Here is a 17,603-nt window from a genome sequence, read left to right as displayed (position 1 = left end):
GTGAGCGTCAGCGAGCGAATCATCAGTTCAGGGTGTTGGTGCCTCATGGCGGCACGGAGCGGAGCGGAGTGCCGGCATGAGTACTTTCCCGATCTCCGCTCCGAGTTGGGCCAAGCTGCCTCGGCGGCACATGCCGGTGCTGGCGACGTTGGCGCTGTTGCTGGTGATGTACGGCATCGGTGTGTCCCAGTACCGGGCGTTCTCCAACGTCCAGGTGGTTTTCAACGTCTTCATCGATAACGGTTTCCTTCTCGTCATCGCCGTCGGGATGACCTTCGTGATCCTCACCGGCGGTATCGACCTGTCGGTCGGCTCGGTGGCGGCGATGACCGCGATGGTCTCGGCCTGGTTGTTGCAGTCCGGGCTGCCCGCGTTGCTGGTGCTGGTGATCGCCCTGCTGATCGGGCCGACGCTCGGGTTCCTGATGGGCTGCGCGATCCACTTCTTCGACATCCAGCCCTTCATCGTCACCCTGGCCGGGATGTTCTTCGCCCGGGGCATGTGCACGTTCATCAGCGACGCGTCGATTCCGATCACCGACGGGTTCTGGACCACGATGTCGCAGTACCGGATCGGCGATCCCCGGGGCAACTTCGTCTCGATCAGCGTGCTGGTGGCGTTCGCGGTGGTCCTGATCGCCGCGTACGTGCTGGCGTACACGCGACTGGGACGCAACGTCTACGCGATCGGCGGCAACCCGCAGTCGGCGCTGCTGATGGGGCTGCCGGTGGGCCGGACCCGGATCGCGGTCTACACCATCAGTGGCCTGTGCGCGGCGATCGGCGGGATCCTGCTCTCCTTCTACACGTTGTCCGGCGCCCCGTTGATCGCCATCGGGATGGAACTCGACGTGATCGCGGCCGTGGTCATCGGTGGCACGGTGCTCACCGGTGGCTCGGGGTACATCTTCGGCACGGTGCTCGGTGTGCTGGTACTCGGCGTGATCCAGACCTTGATCACCTTCGACGGCAGCCTCAACTCCTGGTGGACCAAGATCGTGATCGGAGGCCTGCTCTTCGCGTTCATCCTGCTCCAGCGCCTCATCGGCATCCGCTACAAGTGACCGCCCCTCTCGCGGAAGGCAACTCCCATGGCAACACACCCTGAACCCGAGGTCTGGTTCCTAACCGGAAGCCAGGCAATGTACGGCGAGGACACGCTCCGGCAGGTGGCCGACCAGTCCCGTCAGATCGCCGCTCTGCTCGACGAATCGCCGCACATTCCCGCCCGGGTGGTCTGGAAGCCGGTCCTGACCACCAGCGCCGACATCCTGCGGACCTGCCGGGATGCCGCGTCGCAGGGGGCGGTCGGGGTGATCGCCTGGATGCACACCTTCTCGCCAGCGAAGATGTGGATCTCGGGCCTGGACGCGTTGCAGACGCCGTTGCTGCACCTGCACACCCAGGCCAACGTCCTGCTGCCGTGGGACGAGATCGACATGGATTTCATGAACCTCAACCAGGCCGCGCACGGCGACCGGGAGTTCGGGTACATCCAGACCCGGCTCGGGGTGGCCCGCAAGACGGTCGCCGGGCACGTCTCCGACCCCCGGGTGGTCTCCCGCGTCGGTGCCTGGACCCGGGCGGCGATCGGCTGGTCGGCCATGCGCTCGCTGCGGCTGGCGCGATTCGGCGACAACATGCGCGACGTGGCCGTCACCGAGGGGGACAAGGTCGAGGCGGAGCTGCGCTTCGGCGTCTCGGTGAACACGTACGGGGTCAACGACCTGGTGCGGGTGGTCGACGAGGTGTCCGAGGCGCAGATCGACGATCTGGTCAAGGAGTACGACGACACCTTCCGGGTCGCCGCCGAGCTACGACCCGGCGGCGAGCGGCACGATTCGCTGCGGTACGCCGCCCGGCTGGAACTGGGGCTGCGCACCTTCCTGGACGCCGGTGGCTTCCGCGCCTTCACCACCAACTTCGAGGACCTGGGCGGGCTGCGTCAACTGCCCGGCATCGCGGTGCAGCGACTGATGGCCGATGGCTACGGCTTCGGCGGTGAGGGCGACTGGAAGACCTCGGTGCTGGTGCACACCCTCAAGGCGATGGCCGTCGGCACCGAGGGCGGAACCTCGTTCATGGAGGACTACACCTACGACCTCACCCCGGGCGAGGAACTGGTGCTCGGTGCCCACATGCTCGAGGTCTGCCCGTCGATCGCCGGTGACGTGCCGAACGTGGAGATCCATCCGCTGAGCATCGGCGGTCGTGAGGATCCCGTCCGGCTGGTCTTCGACGCCGCGCCGGGGCCGGCGGTGGTGCTCGGCCTGGCGGACATGGGCGAGCGTTTCCGGCTGGTGGCCAACGAGGTCGACGTGGTCTCCCCACCGCAACCACTGCGCCGGTTGCCGGTCGCCCGGGCGGTCTGGCGGCCGCGACCGCACCTGCCCGGCTCCGCCGAAGCGTGGATCACCGCTGGCGCGCCCCACCACACCGTGTTGTCCCAGGCGGTCGGGGTGGAGGAGTTGCACGACCTCGCCGAGATGAGCCGTACCGAACTCGTCGTCATCGACGCCGAGACCGATCCCCGGCGGTTCGCCGACGAGCTGCGCTGGAACCAGGCGTACTACCGGCTGGCCCGGGGGTTCTGACCGCCCGCTGACGCTGGTGTGGCGGAGCTGCCGTAGCGGCCTCTCCGCCCCGCCAGCGGCTGCCCGCGCCCGCGGGTGGCAGGGTCCCCGGCCGGCGCGCCACCCCGCCGGCCGGGGACCGCGAGCAGGCTTCTGCGAGCCGTACGGCGTCGTTGATGTTACGTCTTGACGAAGGCCGTGTTATCGCTCACAGTCGTAGTGAAGACGGACGATATCTGTGGCCGTCCGGGACGCGCCACGTTGCTCTGAAGCTGGTGGTCACCTGATCTCTCCCTTGGGCAGGGCGGTCATGTTAGCGATCACACGCCGCACCGGATCAGCGACGGCGTAGGCCGCAGAGGAGCCGTCCTGTTCGTTCTGCTCGTATCCCGAAGGAGAATCATGATTGCCATTGGTGAGGTCCCACGGACCGCGCCGGGCCGGCGCGGCTGGCTGTCGCGCGCGGCGGCCATCCTGACGGCGATGGTGGTGGGCGGCTCCCTCGCCGCGGTGGCGCCATCGCCCGCAGCCGCGGCCACGGTGGACACCAACGCCTGGTACGTGCTGGTCAACCGTAACAGCGGCAAGGCTCTCGACGTCTACAACCTGGCCACCAACGACGGGGCCCGGATCACCCAGTGGTCGCGTAACGACGGAAACCATCAGCAGTGGCAGTTCGTCGACTCCGGCGGCGGCTACTACCGGCTCAAGTCGCGGCACTCGGGCAAGGTGCTCGACGTCTACAACTTCTCCACCGCCAACGGCGCCTCGATCGTGCAGTGGTCCGACCACAACGGGACCAACCAGCAGTTCCGACTGGCCGACTCGGCAGGTGGCTACGTACGGCTGATCAACCGCAACTCCAACAAGGTGATGGAGGTGCAGAACGCCTCGACCGCCGACGGCGGCAACATCGTGCAGTACGACGACTGGGGCGGCGCCAACCAGCAGTGGCAACTCGTCCGCGTCGACGGCGGCGGCAACCCCACCGACCCGCCCCCCGGCGGCAGCTTCACCAACCCCGTCGTCTGGCAGGACTTCGCCGACGTCGAGGTCATCCGGGTCGGCGAGGTGTACTACATGACCGCCTCCACCATGCACTACTCGCCCGGCGCCCCGATCCTGCGCTCGTACGACCTGGTGAACTGGGAGTTCGCCGGGCACTCGGTACCCCGTCTGGACTTCGGCACCAAGTACGACCTGCCCGCCGGGCAGCAGGCGTACGTGGAGGGCATCTGGGCCTCGACGCTGAACTACCGGCCGAGCAACCAGACCTACTACTGGGCCGGGTGCATCAACTTCGCCCAGACCCACATCTACACCGCGACGGCCGTCGACGGTACCTGGAGCCGGCACGCGACCCTGCCGCAGTGCTACTACGACGCCGGGATGCTGATCGACGACAACGACACCATGTACGTCGCGTACGGCAACGGCACCATCAGCGTGGCTCAGCTCTCCGCCGACGGGCGCAGCCAGGTCCGGGCGCAGCAGGTCTACCAGACGCCGTCGAGCATCGGCACCCTGGAGGGCGCGCGCTTCTACAAGCGCAACGGCGCCTACTACATCTGGCTGACCCGCCCGGCCAACGGCCAGTACGTGCTCAAGTCCACAAACGGCCCCTTCGGCCCGTACGAGCAGCGCCAGGTGCTGCTCAACATGCAGGGCCCGATCTCCGGCGGCGGGGTGCCCCACCAGGGCGGACTGGTGCAGCTGCCGAACGGATCCTGGTACTACATGGCATTCACCGACGCGTACCCGGGCGGCCGGATGCCGACCCTCGCGCCGATCAACTGGACCGCGGACGGCTGGCCGCAGGTGCAGACGGTCAACGGCGCCTGGGGCGTCAACTACCCGAACCCGCTGCCGCTGCGTCCGGTCAAGCCGCTCACCGGCGTCGACACGTTCACCGGCACCACCCTCGGTCCGCAGTACGAGTGGAACCACAACCCCGACAACAGCCGGTGGTCGGTGAACAACGGGCTTCGGTTGCAGACCGCCACCGTGACCAACGACCTCTACCGGGCACGCAACACGATCACCCACCGCATCCAGGGGCCGACCTCGACCGGCACGGTCGAGATCGACTACTCGACGATGCGCGACGGCGATCGTACCGGCCTGGCCATGCTGCGGGACGTCTCGGCGTGGATCGGCGTCCGGCGGGACAACGGTGCCACCCGGGTGGTGATGACCAACGGGCTGAACATGAACAGCAACTGGGACACCAGCAGCACCGGTAGCGAGATCGCCAGCGCCGCGGTCTCCGGTGGGCGAATCTGGCTGCGGGCCAACGCCGACATCCGGCCCGGCTCCGGTCGGCAGGCGCGTTTCTCCTACAGCACCGACGGGGTCAATTTCGTCCCGCTGGGCAACGCCCTGACGCTCAACAACAACTGGACGTTCTTCATGGGTTACCGGTTCGCCATCTTCAACTACGCCACCCAGGCGTTGGGCGGCTCGGTGACGGTGCGCCGTTTCGAGTTGGCCACGCCATGAGGTGACGGTTGACGGTCCGGCGTCGTACCGATGCCGGGCCGTCACCCACGGACCGGGGCCTGTCGCCTGCCCGCCGAGCGGGCGACAGGCCCCTCCTCCGGCCCGGCGATTGCCGCCGCCGGCAGCCGGGGGACATGCGGGTGCCGGGTGGGAGACATCCCACCCGGCACCCGTCCGGCCTCGGCTACCTGTGGCTCAGGCGGCGCGGGACCACTGCATGCTCGACGCGGAGCTGCACGTACGCTGCTCCAGGGCGGCACCGAGAGCGGTGGAGCCGCCGGCCACGTTCAGGCACTTGTTGCTGTTGACGTTGACCAGCTGGTGGTAGCCGTCGCCGGTCGATCGCCAGCTGAAGACCTGGTTCAGGCCATCGTGGCAGGTGTACTGGATGATCTGCGCCCCGTCGGCCGTGGAGACGTCGCGCACGTCGACGCACTTGCCACTGTGCACGCTCTGCAGCCGTACGTTGCCGTTGCCGGCGTCGAGGAAACGCCACTGCTGCCAGGCGTTGCCGTTGCTGCTCCACTGACCGATCACCGCGAGGTTGTCGAGGTTCGGCTGCTGGACGTCGACGACCTGCCCGCTGTTGCGATTGGTGATCCGGTAGGCCGTCGGTGCGCCACCGCCACCGGCGAACTGCCACCAGTTGACGTTGAACAGGCTGCCGCTGCCGCCGGCGAAACGCAGGTAGAGATCGCGTGTGCCGGTGGCGCCGGACACCCCGCAACTGGTGGTCGTCCAGGTCTGCCAGCCGCCCGTACCGGCCACCGTGCAGGTGCCCACGAGCGGACCGCTGGCGCTGTCCAGCCGTACCTCGATACGGCCGCCGCTGGTGGCCGAGGCGACCCGCGCGGAGAAGGTGGTCGCTCCGGTGCCGAAGGCAACCCCCTTTACCTTGATGTAGTCGCCGTTGTCGATCCAGCCGACGTTCATGCCACCCTCGCTGGCCGGCTCGGTCTCGATACCGGATCCCCAGGCGATCGTCTCGGCCTCCTGGCGTACGTACGGGTTCAACGTGCCGACCTGGGGTGCCCCGGCGGTGGTCATGTTCATGGTGGGGATGGTTCCGTTGGAGTTGTAGGTGAACTTCTCCACCGCGACCGACCGGGTGTAGCCGCCACCGCCGGGCAGCGCACCGTTGTGGTAGAAGAAGTACGACCCACCGGCGAAGTCGATCACGCCGGGGTGGTTGGTGAAGCTGGAGCCCTGCCGGGGCATGACCGTTCCCCGGTACGTCCACGGGCCGGTAGGGCCGGGTGCCGTCGAGTAGCCGATGAACTCCGAGCAGCACTCCGCCGCGAACACGTTGTAGTAGAGCCCGTTGCGCTTGTAGACCCACGGCCCCTCCTCGTAGAGGGTGGGCCGGCTGGCGTTTCCGGTCCGGGTACCGAAGCCCGCCGTGGTGAGCGGGATCTGGGTCGGACCGCCGGAGAACGAGATCATGTCAGGGTTGAGCCGTACGTACCACAGGTTCGGGTTGCCCCAGTACAGGTACGCCTGACCGTCGTCGTCGATGAACGCGTGCGGATCGATCTCGCCATTGCCGACCAGCGGGCGGCCGAGCGCGTCCCGGAACGGCCCGGTCGGGCTGTCCGCGACCCCGACCCCGATGACCATCTGCCCGTTCGAGCGTTGCCGGACCGGCACGTACCAGTAGAACTTCCCGTTACGGGCGATGACGTGCCCGGCCCACGCGTTGGCGTCCGCCCAGGCGAACGTGGCCAGACTCATCGGCGTGCCGTGGTCGGTCCAGTTCACCATGTCGGCCGAGGAGAAGACCCGCCAGTCACGCATGGTGAAGTAGGTCGAGCCGTCCTCGTCGTGGCCGGTGTAGAGGTAGACCCGACCGTCGTGCAGCATCGGTGCCGGGTCGGCGGTGTAGATGTGCTGGACGATCGGGTTGTCGGCCCGCGCCGCGCCGGGTAGCAGGGCGATCGCGCAGGTCATGCTCACGAGCACGGCGACGACGCGGCGGAGCGCCGTGATGCTCATGCCCGGCTCCACCGCTGGTTGGCGTTGCCGTGGCAGGACCAGAGGATCACCGCGGTCCCGTTGGCGGTGCCGGCGTTGTTGACGTCCAGACACAGCGACGGGAAGCGGCCGTTGCTCACCGTGCCGTTGGCGTTGAACGTCCACTGCTGGTTGGTGCCGCCGTTGCAGTCCCAGACCTGCACCCGGGTGCCGTTTGTGGCGTTCGTCGGCACGTCCAGGCACTTGCCGAGGATCCGCAACGTCTGGCCGTCCTGGGTGATCTGCTGGTTGGGGTTGCCGTGGCAGTCCCAGATCAGGGTTCCGGTGCCGTTCGCGGTGTTCGAGTTGTCGAGATCGAGGCAGCGCCCGGCCGACTCGCTGCGCAGCCGGAAGGTGCTCGGGACCGGTGGGTTGGTGGTGCCGCCACCGCTTACCCGGTACACCACGGTGCCGTGTGCCGGCACGCTCGCGGAGATGGTCCCGGTGGTCGTGGAGGTGCCGCCGGTCCACGCGTTGAGCAACGTGAACGAGCTGCCGGTCTTGCCGATCGCCGCCGCCGTGGTGGAGATCGTCGTGGTGGAGTTGCCCTGGTTGAACAGCGCGACCGCGACGTCACCGTTGGCCAGCCGCTTGGCCAGTACCCGCCGGGTGCCGTCGTGCGAGACCTGCACGGCCTGGAGCCCCAACGTGTCCTGGTTGATCGCGATCAGGTGCTGGTTGCGCAGGATGTCAAGCGTCGCTGTGCTGGCCGAGCGCAGGTCGTTGCCCATCATCAGCGGCGCGGCCATCATCGACCACAGCGCGAAGTGGCTGCGCATCTCGGTGTCGTTCATGCCGCCATTGCCGACCTCCAACATGTCCGGGTCGTTGAATCCGCCCGGTGCGGCGTAGCCGGCGAGTGGCACGTTCACGTTGACGATGTTCTGGATGCCCATCGGGTAGCCGTTGGTCTGGCCGCTGTCCCAGGTGTTGGTGATGTCCTCAGTGGTCCGCCAGAGGTTGGCCACGTCGCTCCAGTTGCGTTGCGGCCCGGTCTTCTCGTGGATGCTGTTCGAGTTGATGCTGTAGACGATCGGCCGGCCGGTGGCCGCCAGCGCGTCGCGCATGATGCCGAACCGGGCCACCTGGTCGTTGATGGTGCCGGTGGGGGAGCACCAGTCGTACTTGAGGTAGTCCACGCCCCAGGCGGCGAACTGCCGGGCGTCCTGGTACTCGTGTCCGAGGCTGCCCGTGGAACCGGGGAAGGCGTCGAAGTACTGGGCGCAGGTCTGGTCCAGCGGCCCCTGGTAGATGCCGAACAGCAGCCCGCGGGAGTGCAGGTAGTCGCCGAGGGCCTTCATGCCGCTCGGGAACCGCTGCGGATGGGCCTGGAGGTTGCCCTGCGCGTCCCGGTCCGGGTTGAACCAGCAGTCGTCGACGACGACGTACTTGTATCCGAGGTCGCGCAACCCGTGATTGACGATCGCGTCGGCCATCTGGCGGATGAGCGTCTCGTTGATGTTGCAGCCGAACGTGTTCCAGGTGTTCCAGCCCATCGGTGGGGTACGGGCGACGCCGTTGTTCAGCGCCTGCGCCGGCTTGGGGGAGATGACCCCGTCGGCGAAGCTCGCGGTGAGCGTCACCGCCAGGATGCCGAGGGCGGCGGTCAGCCACCTTCTTGCGCTACGCACGTCGAATCCTCCTTGCGTCGGTGTGGTGATCGGTCCGGTCGCCGGCATCGCGGCGTTCGGCGGGGTCCGGCCGGGTGGAACTCTGCGGGCGGATCCTGCGCACGCCGCCCACGTACGCGTGCAGTCGTCCGGGACGCCGATGTGCAGGGCCCGGATATCGCCGGTCGGCACGCTGTTTCGGGCCCCGCACGGTTGCCGCCGCGCCGTGTCGGCAGGCACCGTTCCGATGACAGGAATGTTATCGCTATCATCAATGCCTGTAAATTGTCTGTTGCTTGCCCACACAGCCCCTCGGAGCAACAGATCTGCGTCGAACCGGACGGAGTGGAATCCGGGTGTGACCGCTAACAGGCAGCGATGAAGGACGCTGTGTGGCGTACGCGGACGGCCCGGCGGCCACCGGGGCGGCTACTGGCGCTAGACTGTGCGTGATCTAGCGCTCTCCACCCGGACGGCACGGGCCGGCGTGGGCACCGCGCGAGGGGATCTTTGTACCTGAGCCGTGCCAGTCATCGCCGACGGGCTGCGGCGAGCGACTGGATTGCGGGGAGTGTGAGATGGCCGTACGCGATCCTGCGATGACGGACGTGGCCCGCCTCGCCGGTGTTTCCCATCAGACGGTCTCGCGGGTGCTCAACGGGCACCCGAACGTACGCGAGCAGACTCGACTGCGCGTCCAGGCGGCCATCGCCGAGCTCGGCTACCGGCCGAACCGGGCGGCCCGCGCGCTGGTCACCGGCCGCTCGCAGGTGATCGGGGTGGTCGCGCAGAACACCACCCTCTACGGTCCGGCCTCGCTGTTGGCCGCGCTGGAGCAGACGGCCGCCGAGTCCGGTTTCGCGGTAAGTGTGGGCAGCGTGCGTGACCTCGATCATCGGTCGATCTCGGCGGTGGTGGAGCGGCATCTGGCGCACCGGGTCGCCGGCATCGTGGTGATCGCGCCGGTGGAGTCGGCCGGCGAGGCGTTGGAGCGTCTGCCGAAGGACGTGCCGCTGGTGACCGTGGACGGGGATCCGCATCGGCCGATGCCGCTGGTGACGGTGGACCAGGCGGCCGGTGCCCGGGCCGCCACCCAGCACCTGCTCGACGCCGGTCACCGTACGGTCTGGCACGTTTCCGGTCCGTCGGACTGGTTCGACAGCGCCGGCCGGATCGAGGGCTGGCGGGCGGCGCTGACCTCGGCCGGCGCGGAGATCCCGCCGCTGGTGCCGGCGGACTGGTCCGCGGCGGCCGGCTACCGGTGTGGGCAGATGCTGGCCCGGATGCCCGACGTCACCGCCGTCTTCACCGCCAACGACCACCTGGCCCTCGGGGTGCTGCGCGCCCTGCACGAGCACGGCCGCCGGGTGCCGGACGACATCAGCGTGGTCGGCTTCGACGACGTGCCGGAGGCCGCCTACTTCATTCCGCCGTTGACCACCGTACGACCGGATTTCGGCGCGGTGGCCCGGGCGAGCCTGGAGATGCTGCTCACCCAGATCGAGTCGGTGAGCGGTGGCGCCCTGCGCCGGACCATCGCCCCGACCCTGGTGGCCCGCCGAAGCGTAGGCCCCCCACCCCGCCCCTGACCAACCCCTCCACCGAAGGGTTGATCAAGAAGTTTTGGTCGGCCTGCGCGCTGGACGCGACCAAAACTTCTTGATCAACCGGCGATTCGTACCCGGGTGGGGTGGGTTAGGTTGCGGTGCAGGTGGGGGTGCCGGAGGGGCCGACGCCGGTGCCCTGGAAGCCGAACTCGGTGCTACCGCCCGCGCCGACCTGACCGTTGTAGCTGACGTTGCCGAAGCTCACCGTCCCGGTGCTGCCGCTGGCCTGCGCGTTCCAGGTGCCGGTGACCGCCGCGCCGCCGGGCAGCGTGATCCGCACGGTCCAGCCCCGGATCGCGGCACTGCCGGCGGTGACCCGTACGGTGGCCACGAAGCCGCCGTTCCAGGAGTTCAGCGACACCGAGGCCGAGCAGGCACCGCCGCCCGGCGGGGGCGCGGTGGTGGTCGGCGGCGCGGTGGTCGGGTTCGGTCCGCTGACACTGTTCAACGCGTTGAGCACCGAGGTGTACGCGGGCTTCTTGTTCCCGTTGCCGTCGAACAGCAGCGGGTTGTCATCCCGCCAGGAGGCGGCGTCCCAGACACCCCAGACCGTGATCCCGGTGCAGCGCGTCACGGCCAGGCAGGCCCGGGTCACCCGTTCGTAGATGCTCGCCTGGTTGGGGCCCTGAGCGACGTCCAGCTCGGTGATCTGCACGTCGACGCCGAGGTCGGCGAAGCGTTGCAGGTTGGCCTGGTAGTCACCGGCGAGGGTGGTGCCGAGGTGGGACTGGAAGCCGACGCAGTCGATCGGGACGCCGCGCTGCTTGAAGTCGCGCACCATGTTGTAGATGCCTGTCGACTTCGCGTTGATGCCGTCGGTGTTGTAGTCGTTGTAGCAGAGCTTGGCGCCGGGGTCGGCCGCGCGGGCGGCCCGGAACGCGGCCTCGATCCAGTCGTTGCCGGTGCGTTGCAGGTTCGAGTCCCGCCGCGCGCCGCTGCCACCGTCGGCGAACGCCTCGTTCACCACGTCCCAGGAGTGGACCTGACCCCGGTAGTGGGTGGCTACCCGGGTGACGTGGTTGATCGCCGCGTTACGCAGCGCGGTGCCGGACAGGTTCTGTGCCCAGCCGGGCTGTTGCGCGTGCCAGAGCAGGGTGTGGCCACGTACGGACATCCCATTGGCCCGGGCGTGCGCGACGAGCCGGTCACCCGCGCTGAAGCTGAAGGAGTTCTGCTGGGGCTCGTTGGCGTACCACTTCATCTCGTTCTCGGCCACGATCGAGTTGAACTCACGATTGAGGATCGTGGCGTAGGCGGAGTTGGAGAGCTGGAACGAGTTGGTGGCGGCGCCGAAGTAGCGACCGCTCTGCGCCGCCGCCGCGCCGAGGGTGCTGGCGGCGGCGTGGGCGGAGGGCGCGACCAGCGCGGTGGAGACGAGCAGCGCGGCACCGGCCGCGACGGACATCAGCACGGTACGCGGTCGGATGCCCACGACCCTGCCTCCGGTGGTTCTGGATTTCATCGACGTGCCCTTTCGATGGTGGTGGTTCGGGATGCCACCCCGGATCAGCCTGCTGGCGGCCGCCTACCGGCGCGGAGGTGTGGATCCGGGCACGGCGAGGCGACCCGAGCGCGGATCGCACGGGTTGCGGGGTTGGTCGGGATGTGGCGGTCGCCGATGACAGCGGCCATGACGCGACGATCGGTGCCGTCGAGGCGTGCCCTTCCGCGCGGATTGACAGCGCGCGGCGTCTCGCGGATGCCGGCCCGGACAGGCCGCCAGGCGGGGTCGGCTTGGTGCCGCCTCGGCCCGGTGGCCGGTGACCTGAACAGGAGCGTGCCCGTGGCTCCCTGCCCCGAAGCTAGCATGTTATCGATAACATGCTCAAGCGATGACGATGGATGCAATGACGGTCGAGGCCGCCGGAGACGACCCCGTGGTGGGTCGCTCCGACGGCCTCGGTGACAGCGGTCAGGCTCAGATGAAACGCCAACGGTGGTCGCCCGCGCCGTTGTCGTCCCAGATCACGATCTGAGTGCCCTGGCTGGACGAGGCGCCGGTGACGCCGAGGACCCGCCCGCCGTTTGCGGACTGGATCCGGAAGTAGCCGTTCGCGGCGTACCGCAGCCGCCACCGGTTGCTGGCCGCGCCGTTGTCGGCCCACTGCACCACGCGGGCGCCGTTGCCGCTGCTGCCGTTCTCCACCCCCAGCACCTTGCCGCTGTGGGAGTTGCGCAGCCGCAGGTAGCCGCCACTGTCCACGATCGCGGTCCAGAGGTGGTCGGCGGTGCCGGTGTCGCCCCACTGGATCACCAGGCCGCCGTCGGCGGTGGACATGTTCTGCACGCCCAGCACGAGACCGGTGGCCAGGTTCTGGATCCGGCGGGCACCGTTTGGCACGAACCGCCACTGGTTGTCCGGCGTGCCGTTGTCCGGATCCTGGACGACCCGGGCACCCTGCGCGGTGGACCCGTTGAGGGTGGCGAGCAGCTTGCCGGTGTGCCCGTTACGGATCTTGTGTGACCCGTCGCCGACGTCCACGATCGTCCACCGGTGGTCGGCCGTGCCGGTGTCGGACCATTGCAGGACCTGCGCGTTGTCGGCGGTCGACATGTTCTGCACCCCGAGCACCTTGGCACTGTTGGCGTTGCGGAACTTCACCGCGTTGCCGTCGACGACCAGCTGCCAGTCATGGTCGGCGGTGCCGTTGTCGCCCCACTGCAACGCCGGCGCCCCGTCGGCGGTGGACATGTTCTCGATGCCGAGCACCAGGCCGCTGGCGGCGTTGGCGAGCCGGAACGTCGCCGTTCCGGTGCCCGGGGACTGGCCGTTGGCGTTCCAGTAGACGGTGTAGTTGTGCCCGTGCGCGTCGTAGAACGGGCCCAGGTTGACCGTGGCGCCGTTGGCGGTGGCGGTGAAGGTCAACGCCGAGGTGCTGGTCCGGTTGACCGAGGTGGTGGCCAGGGCGGGCAGGGCGGAGAGCGCGGTGTTGCCGTAGTTGCCGGAGAGCACCGCGGGCCCGTAGGTGAGTGCCACCACGTTCGGATCGTCGTTGGCGGGCTGCACGATCACGCGCATCGGGAGCCGTACGGTCACCGTGTCGCCGGAGGCCCAGGATCGGGTGAGGGTCGCGTACGCGCCCGGGGTGGTGCTGATGTTCTGCGCGGCGCCGTTGACGCTTACCGTCGCTCCCTGCGTCCACGCCGGAATGCGGATCCGCATGGTCCACGACCCGCCGACGTCGCCGGTCACGGTGAGGGTCGTGGTGTCGCTGACCGGGTAGGTGGTGCTCTGGGTGACCGTGATGCCGCGCTGCGACCAGTTCAGCACCGAGGGCAGGAACAGGTTCACCGTCAGCGTGGTGTCGTTGTGGAAGTAGATCGAGTTCATCAGGGTGGTGTTGGTTTCCAGTTGCGAGCCCTGGCAGCACCAGAAGGAGTTGTAGTCCGTACTCCAGGTGCCGCCGCCCCACGCCGGTCCGACACCTCGCCGCCCGCCGGGGTTCAACGGGGTGAAGTACGTGATGTGGCCGTGGTTGTCGGCCGGGTTCTGCGCTCCGATCAGGTGGTTGAGCAGTGCCCGCTCGTAGAAGTCGAAGTACGCCACCCGGTTCGGGTCCAGCAGCCACAGCTCCCGGGTCAGCTTGAGCATGTTGTACGTGTTGCACGCCTCGCAGGTGTCGTTGCGCAGGTAGCTGGCGATGGCGTTCGGGGCCCGGAAGTGTTCCGCCTGGCTGTTGCCGCCGATGACATAGGTGTGGGCGTTGACCGTCATGTTCCACGCGTTGCTGGCGATGTCCCGGTACCGGGTGGTGCCGGTGGCCTTGAACTCGCGGGCCGCGCCGATCCACTTCGGTACCTGGGTGTTGGCGTGCAGCCCGTTGAGCTGGTCGGAGTTGGCCGCCAGGGGATTGAACACGGCATTGTGGTCGAACCGCTGGGCGGCGGTCAGCCAGCGGGCGTCGCCGGTCTGCTGGTACAGGTCGGTCAGCACGGCGTTCATCCCGCCGAACTCGGTGCCCAGCATCGCCTGCATCTGCGCCGAACTCAGTCGACTGGTGCGCCAGTCCACCCAGCCGGCGAACGCCAGTAGGACGTCGCGCGCCTGGTTGTTGCCGATGTACCGCCACACGTCGAGCAGCCCGGCCAGGGTCTTGTGGATGGCGTAGTACGGCACGTTGCCGTTGTTGAGCGTGCGGTTCTCCACGGCGGTGAAGTCGGACTCGGGAAAGCCGCTGAGGTAGCCGGTGTTGAAGCCCGCGGCACCGTTGTTGGCCTGGCACTTGGCCAATTCGGCCACCATGTAGTTGGCCTTGTCCCGGCAGGTGGTGTCGCCGAGCACGGCCCACAGGTACGACCAGGCGCTCAGGAAGTGCCCCTGCGAGTGGGTGCGGAACGGGAAGTTGGGGGCCTCCCAGCCGCCCAGGGCCGCGGCACCGGCGGTGGAGAGCCGGTGGTTGGCGCGGAAGTTGTAGAGCAGCCGGTTGACGTCGACGAAGCGCAGGTAGTTGACCGTGCGGTTCTGGTTGTCCAGCCAACGGCTGGCGGTCAACCGAACCTGACCCGGCTCGAAGGCGTACGCGGAGACGCCGAGGTCGGGGCGTACCGGGGGGAGTCCCGCACTGGCGGTGCCGTTGGCCAGTGCGGGGCCGACGGCGGCGGCGACGGCGGCCGCGCCGGCGGCCCGGAGCACGTGTCGACGGTTGAGGGACGGGTAGGGCATCACGACCTCCGTGGTGGCATGGGGGAACGCCGCCCGACCCGGCGGGAGTGGTGGCCGACCGGGCGGCGAGGAGTGGTGCGATGACGTCGATGCGCGGCGCGCAGCGCGCAACGATCGGACCCGGCGCGTTTGCTGCGGTGGCGGCCTTGCCAAGCCCATCAATGTTATCGCTAACATACGCGGCTCTATATGGCTACCGCAAGACGTTGCTGACGGGGCTGCGGGGCGACCCGGATTGACCCTCGACCCGGTCGAGGCCGGAGGGTGCCGAGGGCAGCCGGCCGGCGTCCTCGCCGAGACCGGTCGGGCGAGCGGCGACGGCAGGGGCACGTGGTGGTGGCAAGTGGGGGCCGGGCGAAGATGCCGGGTGCGTACCGGGTGTGGTTGGGCGGCAGCGCGCTGAGTCTGGTCGGCGTACAGGCGATGGCGTTCGCGATGGCCTGGTCGGCGGCCGGGCAGGGGGCTCGGTTCGCCGCCCTGGTACCGACCGCGATCGTGCTGCCTCGGGTGTTGCTGCTGTTGGTGGGCGGTGCGGTGGCCGACCGGTTCGGCGTCTGGCTCGTCCTGCTCGCCTCGAACGCGGCCATGGTGGTGGTCACCGTGGCATTGGCCGCCGTCGCGTGGTCGCCGCTCGACCTGCGGCTGCCGCTGCTGCTCACCGCGCTGGCGATCGGCACCGTGGACGCCTTTCAGCTGCCGAGTTCGGGCTCGATGCCACGGCGGCTGGTACCGCCGGGGGTGCTGGCCCGCGCGATGTCGGCCCGGCAACTCGTCGGGCAGTTCGCGCTGTTCAGCGGCCCGCCGCTGGGTGGCGTGCTGCTCGGGATGACCGGGCTCGCCGGGGCGGCCCTGACCAACACCGCCACCTTCCTGGCGATGCTCGCGGTCCTGCTGGTCGTCCGACCCGCCGCCGAGCAACCGCAGGACGCCGGGCCGGACTGCGAGGGGCCGCCCGACGCCGGGTCGGACGGCGGGCGGCCACCGAACACCGGACGAGGCCACAGGCCGCCCGGCGCCGGGGTGGCTCACCGGCGGTCGCCGGTGTCGGCCGGGTTGGACGGACTGCGCCTCGCCTGGTCGGTGCCGGTGCTGCGGCTGGCGCTGCTGGTGACCGGCGTCGCGGCCGGGTTCCTCCTGCCGGTCGGCACGCTGCTGGTGCCCCTGCTGGCCCGGCAGCGGGACTGGTCGGCGTCGGCCACCGGCGCGGTCGTCGCGGCGATGGCGCTGGGCACCGCCGCCATCGCGCTGGGGGTTCTGCTGCGCGGTGGGTCCTCCCGTCCCGCAGCGGTGGCCGCCGTCGGCCTGCTGGTCGCCGCCGCTGGCGTGGTCGCGCTCGCGGTCGCCCGCGCTCCGCTGCCGGCCGTCCTGGCCGGTGTGCTCGTCGGTGCCGGCGCCGGCTGCTTCGCCACGCACGTCGGTCCACTGGTCCTGGCCGCCACGCCGCTCACCCATCTGGCTCGGGTGCAGTCCGTGCTGGTGCTGGCGCAGAGCCTGCCGTTGTTGGTGACGGCCAACGCGTTCGGCCTCGTCGTCGAGATCGTGGACGTCCCGGCGGTGCTGTTCGGCTGCGCGGGCGTACTCGCCGTGACCGGGCTGGCGGCCCTGGCCACGCCGACCCTGCGCGGCTCATCGTCCCCGGCGACTGTTCGTCACTCGAATATCTGACTAAAGTCAGCAATCGTGGATCGTGCACTCGTGGACGTGGTGCGGCGCTTCAACCGCACGGTGACCCAGCGCGTCGGCGCGCTCGACGACAGCTATCTCGCTCGGGATCGGCCCCTGGCGCAAGCACGGCTGCTCTGGGAGATCGGACCCGACGGTGCCGAGGTCGCGGCCCTGCGTACCCGGCTGGATCTCGACGCCGGCTACCTCAGCCGGCTGCTCCGGACGCTGGAGGGTGCGGGCCTCGTCGTGGTGGGGCCCGCTGGGGGAGACGGCCGGGTGCGGACCGTCCGCCTCACCGACGCCGGCCGCGCCGAGTGGCACCTGCTGGACGGCAGGTCCGACGAGCTGGCCTGGTCCGTCCTCGCACCGCTCACCGCCGGCCAACGCGCCCGGCTCACCAGCGCCATGGCCGAGGTCGAGCGCCTGTTGATGGCGTCGCTTGTCACCATCGAACCCTGCCATCCCGGTGAGCCGCGTGCCCGCGCCTGCCTGCGGGCGTACGTGCGGGAACTCGCCGCCCGGTTCGACTCCGGCTTCGAGGTGGGTCAGGGCGGCGCCGACGAGCAGGAATACGTGCCTCCGGCCGGCCTCTTCCTGGTCGCCACCCTCTCGACCGAGGCGGTGGGCTGTGGTGGGCTGCGGCTGTCCCCGGGCGAGCCCGCCGAGATCAAGCGCCTCTGGGTGTCGGCCTCGGTGCGCGGGCTCGGCGTCGGGCGTCGCCTGCTGGGCGAGTTGGAGCGGCACGCCGTGGCGGCCGGCGCGGCCAGCATCCGCCTCGACACCAACCGCACTCTCACCGAGGCGATGCGGCTCTACCGCGCCGAGGGTTACCAGGAGATCCCGCGCTACAACGACAACCCGTACGCCCACCACTGGTTCGCCAAGCCGCTGACCTGAAACGCGCGCTGGCAGGTACCCGCCGAAGCCCGGCGATGGTGAGCCGTTGACGGAGACATAGCAGTTGATCACACTGTCGC

The 17,603-nt window shown here is 69.3% G+C and carries 10 protein-coding genes; 6 read left to right on the top strand and 4 right to left on the bottom strand.

Annotation, left to right across the window (positions count from 1 at the left end; all coding sequences use genetic code 11):
* The first annotated feature begins 76 nt into the window (after positions 1 to 76).
* From yjfF to O7624_RS01620, 3 genes are all read left to right on the top strand, one after another.
* Complete coding sequence (gene yjfF / locus O7624_RS01630) at positions 77 to 1,063, top strand: galactofuranose ABC transporter, permease protein YjfF (RefSeq protein ID WP_093402214.1); 987 nt, start codon at positions 77 to 79, stop codon at positions 1,061 to 1,063.
* Between the two features lie 27 nt (positions 1,064 to 1,090).
* Entirely contained in the window at positions 1,091 to 2,593 is a 1,503-nt protein-coding gene (araA, locus tag O7624_RS01625; protein ID WP_282238622.1) for an L-arabinose isomerase, read from the top strand.
* Positions 2,594 to 2,974: 381 nt separating this feature from the next.
* Positions 2,975 to 5,071: an RICIN domain-containing protein gene (locus O7624_RS01620; RefSeq protein ID WP_282238621.1), complete on the top strand. Its 2,097-nt coding sequence runs from the start codon at positions 2,975 to 2,977 to the stop codon at positions 5,069 to 5,071.
* A 195-nt stretch (positions 5,072 to 5,266) separates the two neighbouring features.
* Here O7624_RS01620 and O7624_RS01615 read toward each other — a convergent pair whose 3' ends face one another.
* Complete coding sequence (locus O7624_RS01615; RefSeq protein ID WP_282238620.1) at positions 5,267 to 7,063, bottom strand: family 43 glycosylhydrolase; 1,797 nt, start codon at positions 7,061 to 7,063, stop codon at positions 5,267 to 5,269.
* A complete protein-coding gene (locus O7624_RS01610) occupies positions 7,060 to 8,577 on the bottom strand; it encodes a ricin-type beta-trefoil lectin domain protein (protein ID WP_282240511.1) in 1,518 nt (505 codons plus the stop codon). The genes O7624_RS01615 and O7624_RS01610 overlap by 4 nt, the downstream gene beginning before the upstream one ends.
* A gap of 713 nt (positions 8,578 to 9,290) precedes the next feature.
* Between O7624_RS01610 and O7624_RS01605 the strand changes: the two genes are divergently transcribed.
* A complete protein-coding gene (locus tag O7624_RS01605; protein WP_170863337.1) occupies positions 9,291 to 10,280 on the top strand; it encodes a LacI family DNA-binding transcriptional regulator in 990 nt (329 codons plus the stop codon).
* A 106-nt stretch (positions 10,281 to 10,386) separates the two neighbouring features.
* Here O7624_RS01605 and O7624_RS01600 read toward each other — a convergent pair whose 3' ends face one another.
* Positions 10,387 to 11,703: an endo-1,4-beta-xylanase gene (locus O7624_RS01600; protein WP_282240510.1), complete on the bottom strand. Its 1,317-nt coding sequence runs from the start codon at positions 11,701 to 11,703 to the stop codon at positions 10,387 to 10,389.
* A 513-nt stretch (positions 11,704 to 12,216) separates the two neighbouring features.
* Positions 12,217 to 14,961 (bottom strand): beta-L-arabinofuranosidase domain-containing protein, encoded by a 2,745-nt coding sequence (locus tag O7624_RS01595; RefSeq protein ID WP_282238619.1) that lies wholly within the window; start codon positions 14,959 to 14,961, stop codon positions 12,217 to 12,219.
* Positions 14,962 to 15,294: 333 nt separating this feature from the next.
* On the opposite strand from O7624_RS01595, the gene O7624_RS01590 reads away from it, so the two are divergent.
* Positions 15,295 to 16,626, top strand: a complete 1,332-nt coding sequence (locus O7624_RS01590) for an MFS transporter (RefSeq protein ID WP_282238618.1) — start codon at positions 15,295 to 15,297, stop codon at positions 16,624 to 16,626.
* A gap of 15 nt (positions 16,627 to 16,641) precedes the next feature.
* Positions 16,642 to 17,523 (top strand): helix-turn-helix domain-containing GNAT family N-acetyltransferase, encoded by an 882-nt coding sequence (locus O7624_RS01585; RefSeq protein ID WP_282238617.1) that lies wholly within the window; start codon positions 16,642 to 16,644, stop codon positions 17,521 to 17,523.
* The last annotated feature ends 80 nt before the right edge of the window (positions 17,524 to 17,603 follow it).

This window comes from Verrucosispora sp. WMMD1129 (assembly GCF_029581255.1).
GTDB lineage: Bacteria > Actinomycetota > Actinomycetes > Mycobacteriales > Micromonosporaceae > Micromonospora > Micromonospora sediminimaris.
This window is presented reverse-complemented; position numbering and strand designations above follow the sequence as displayed.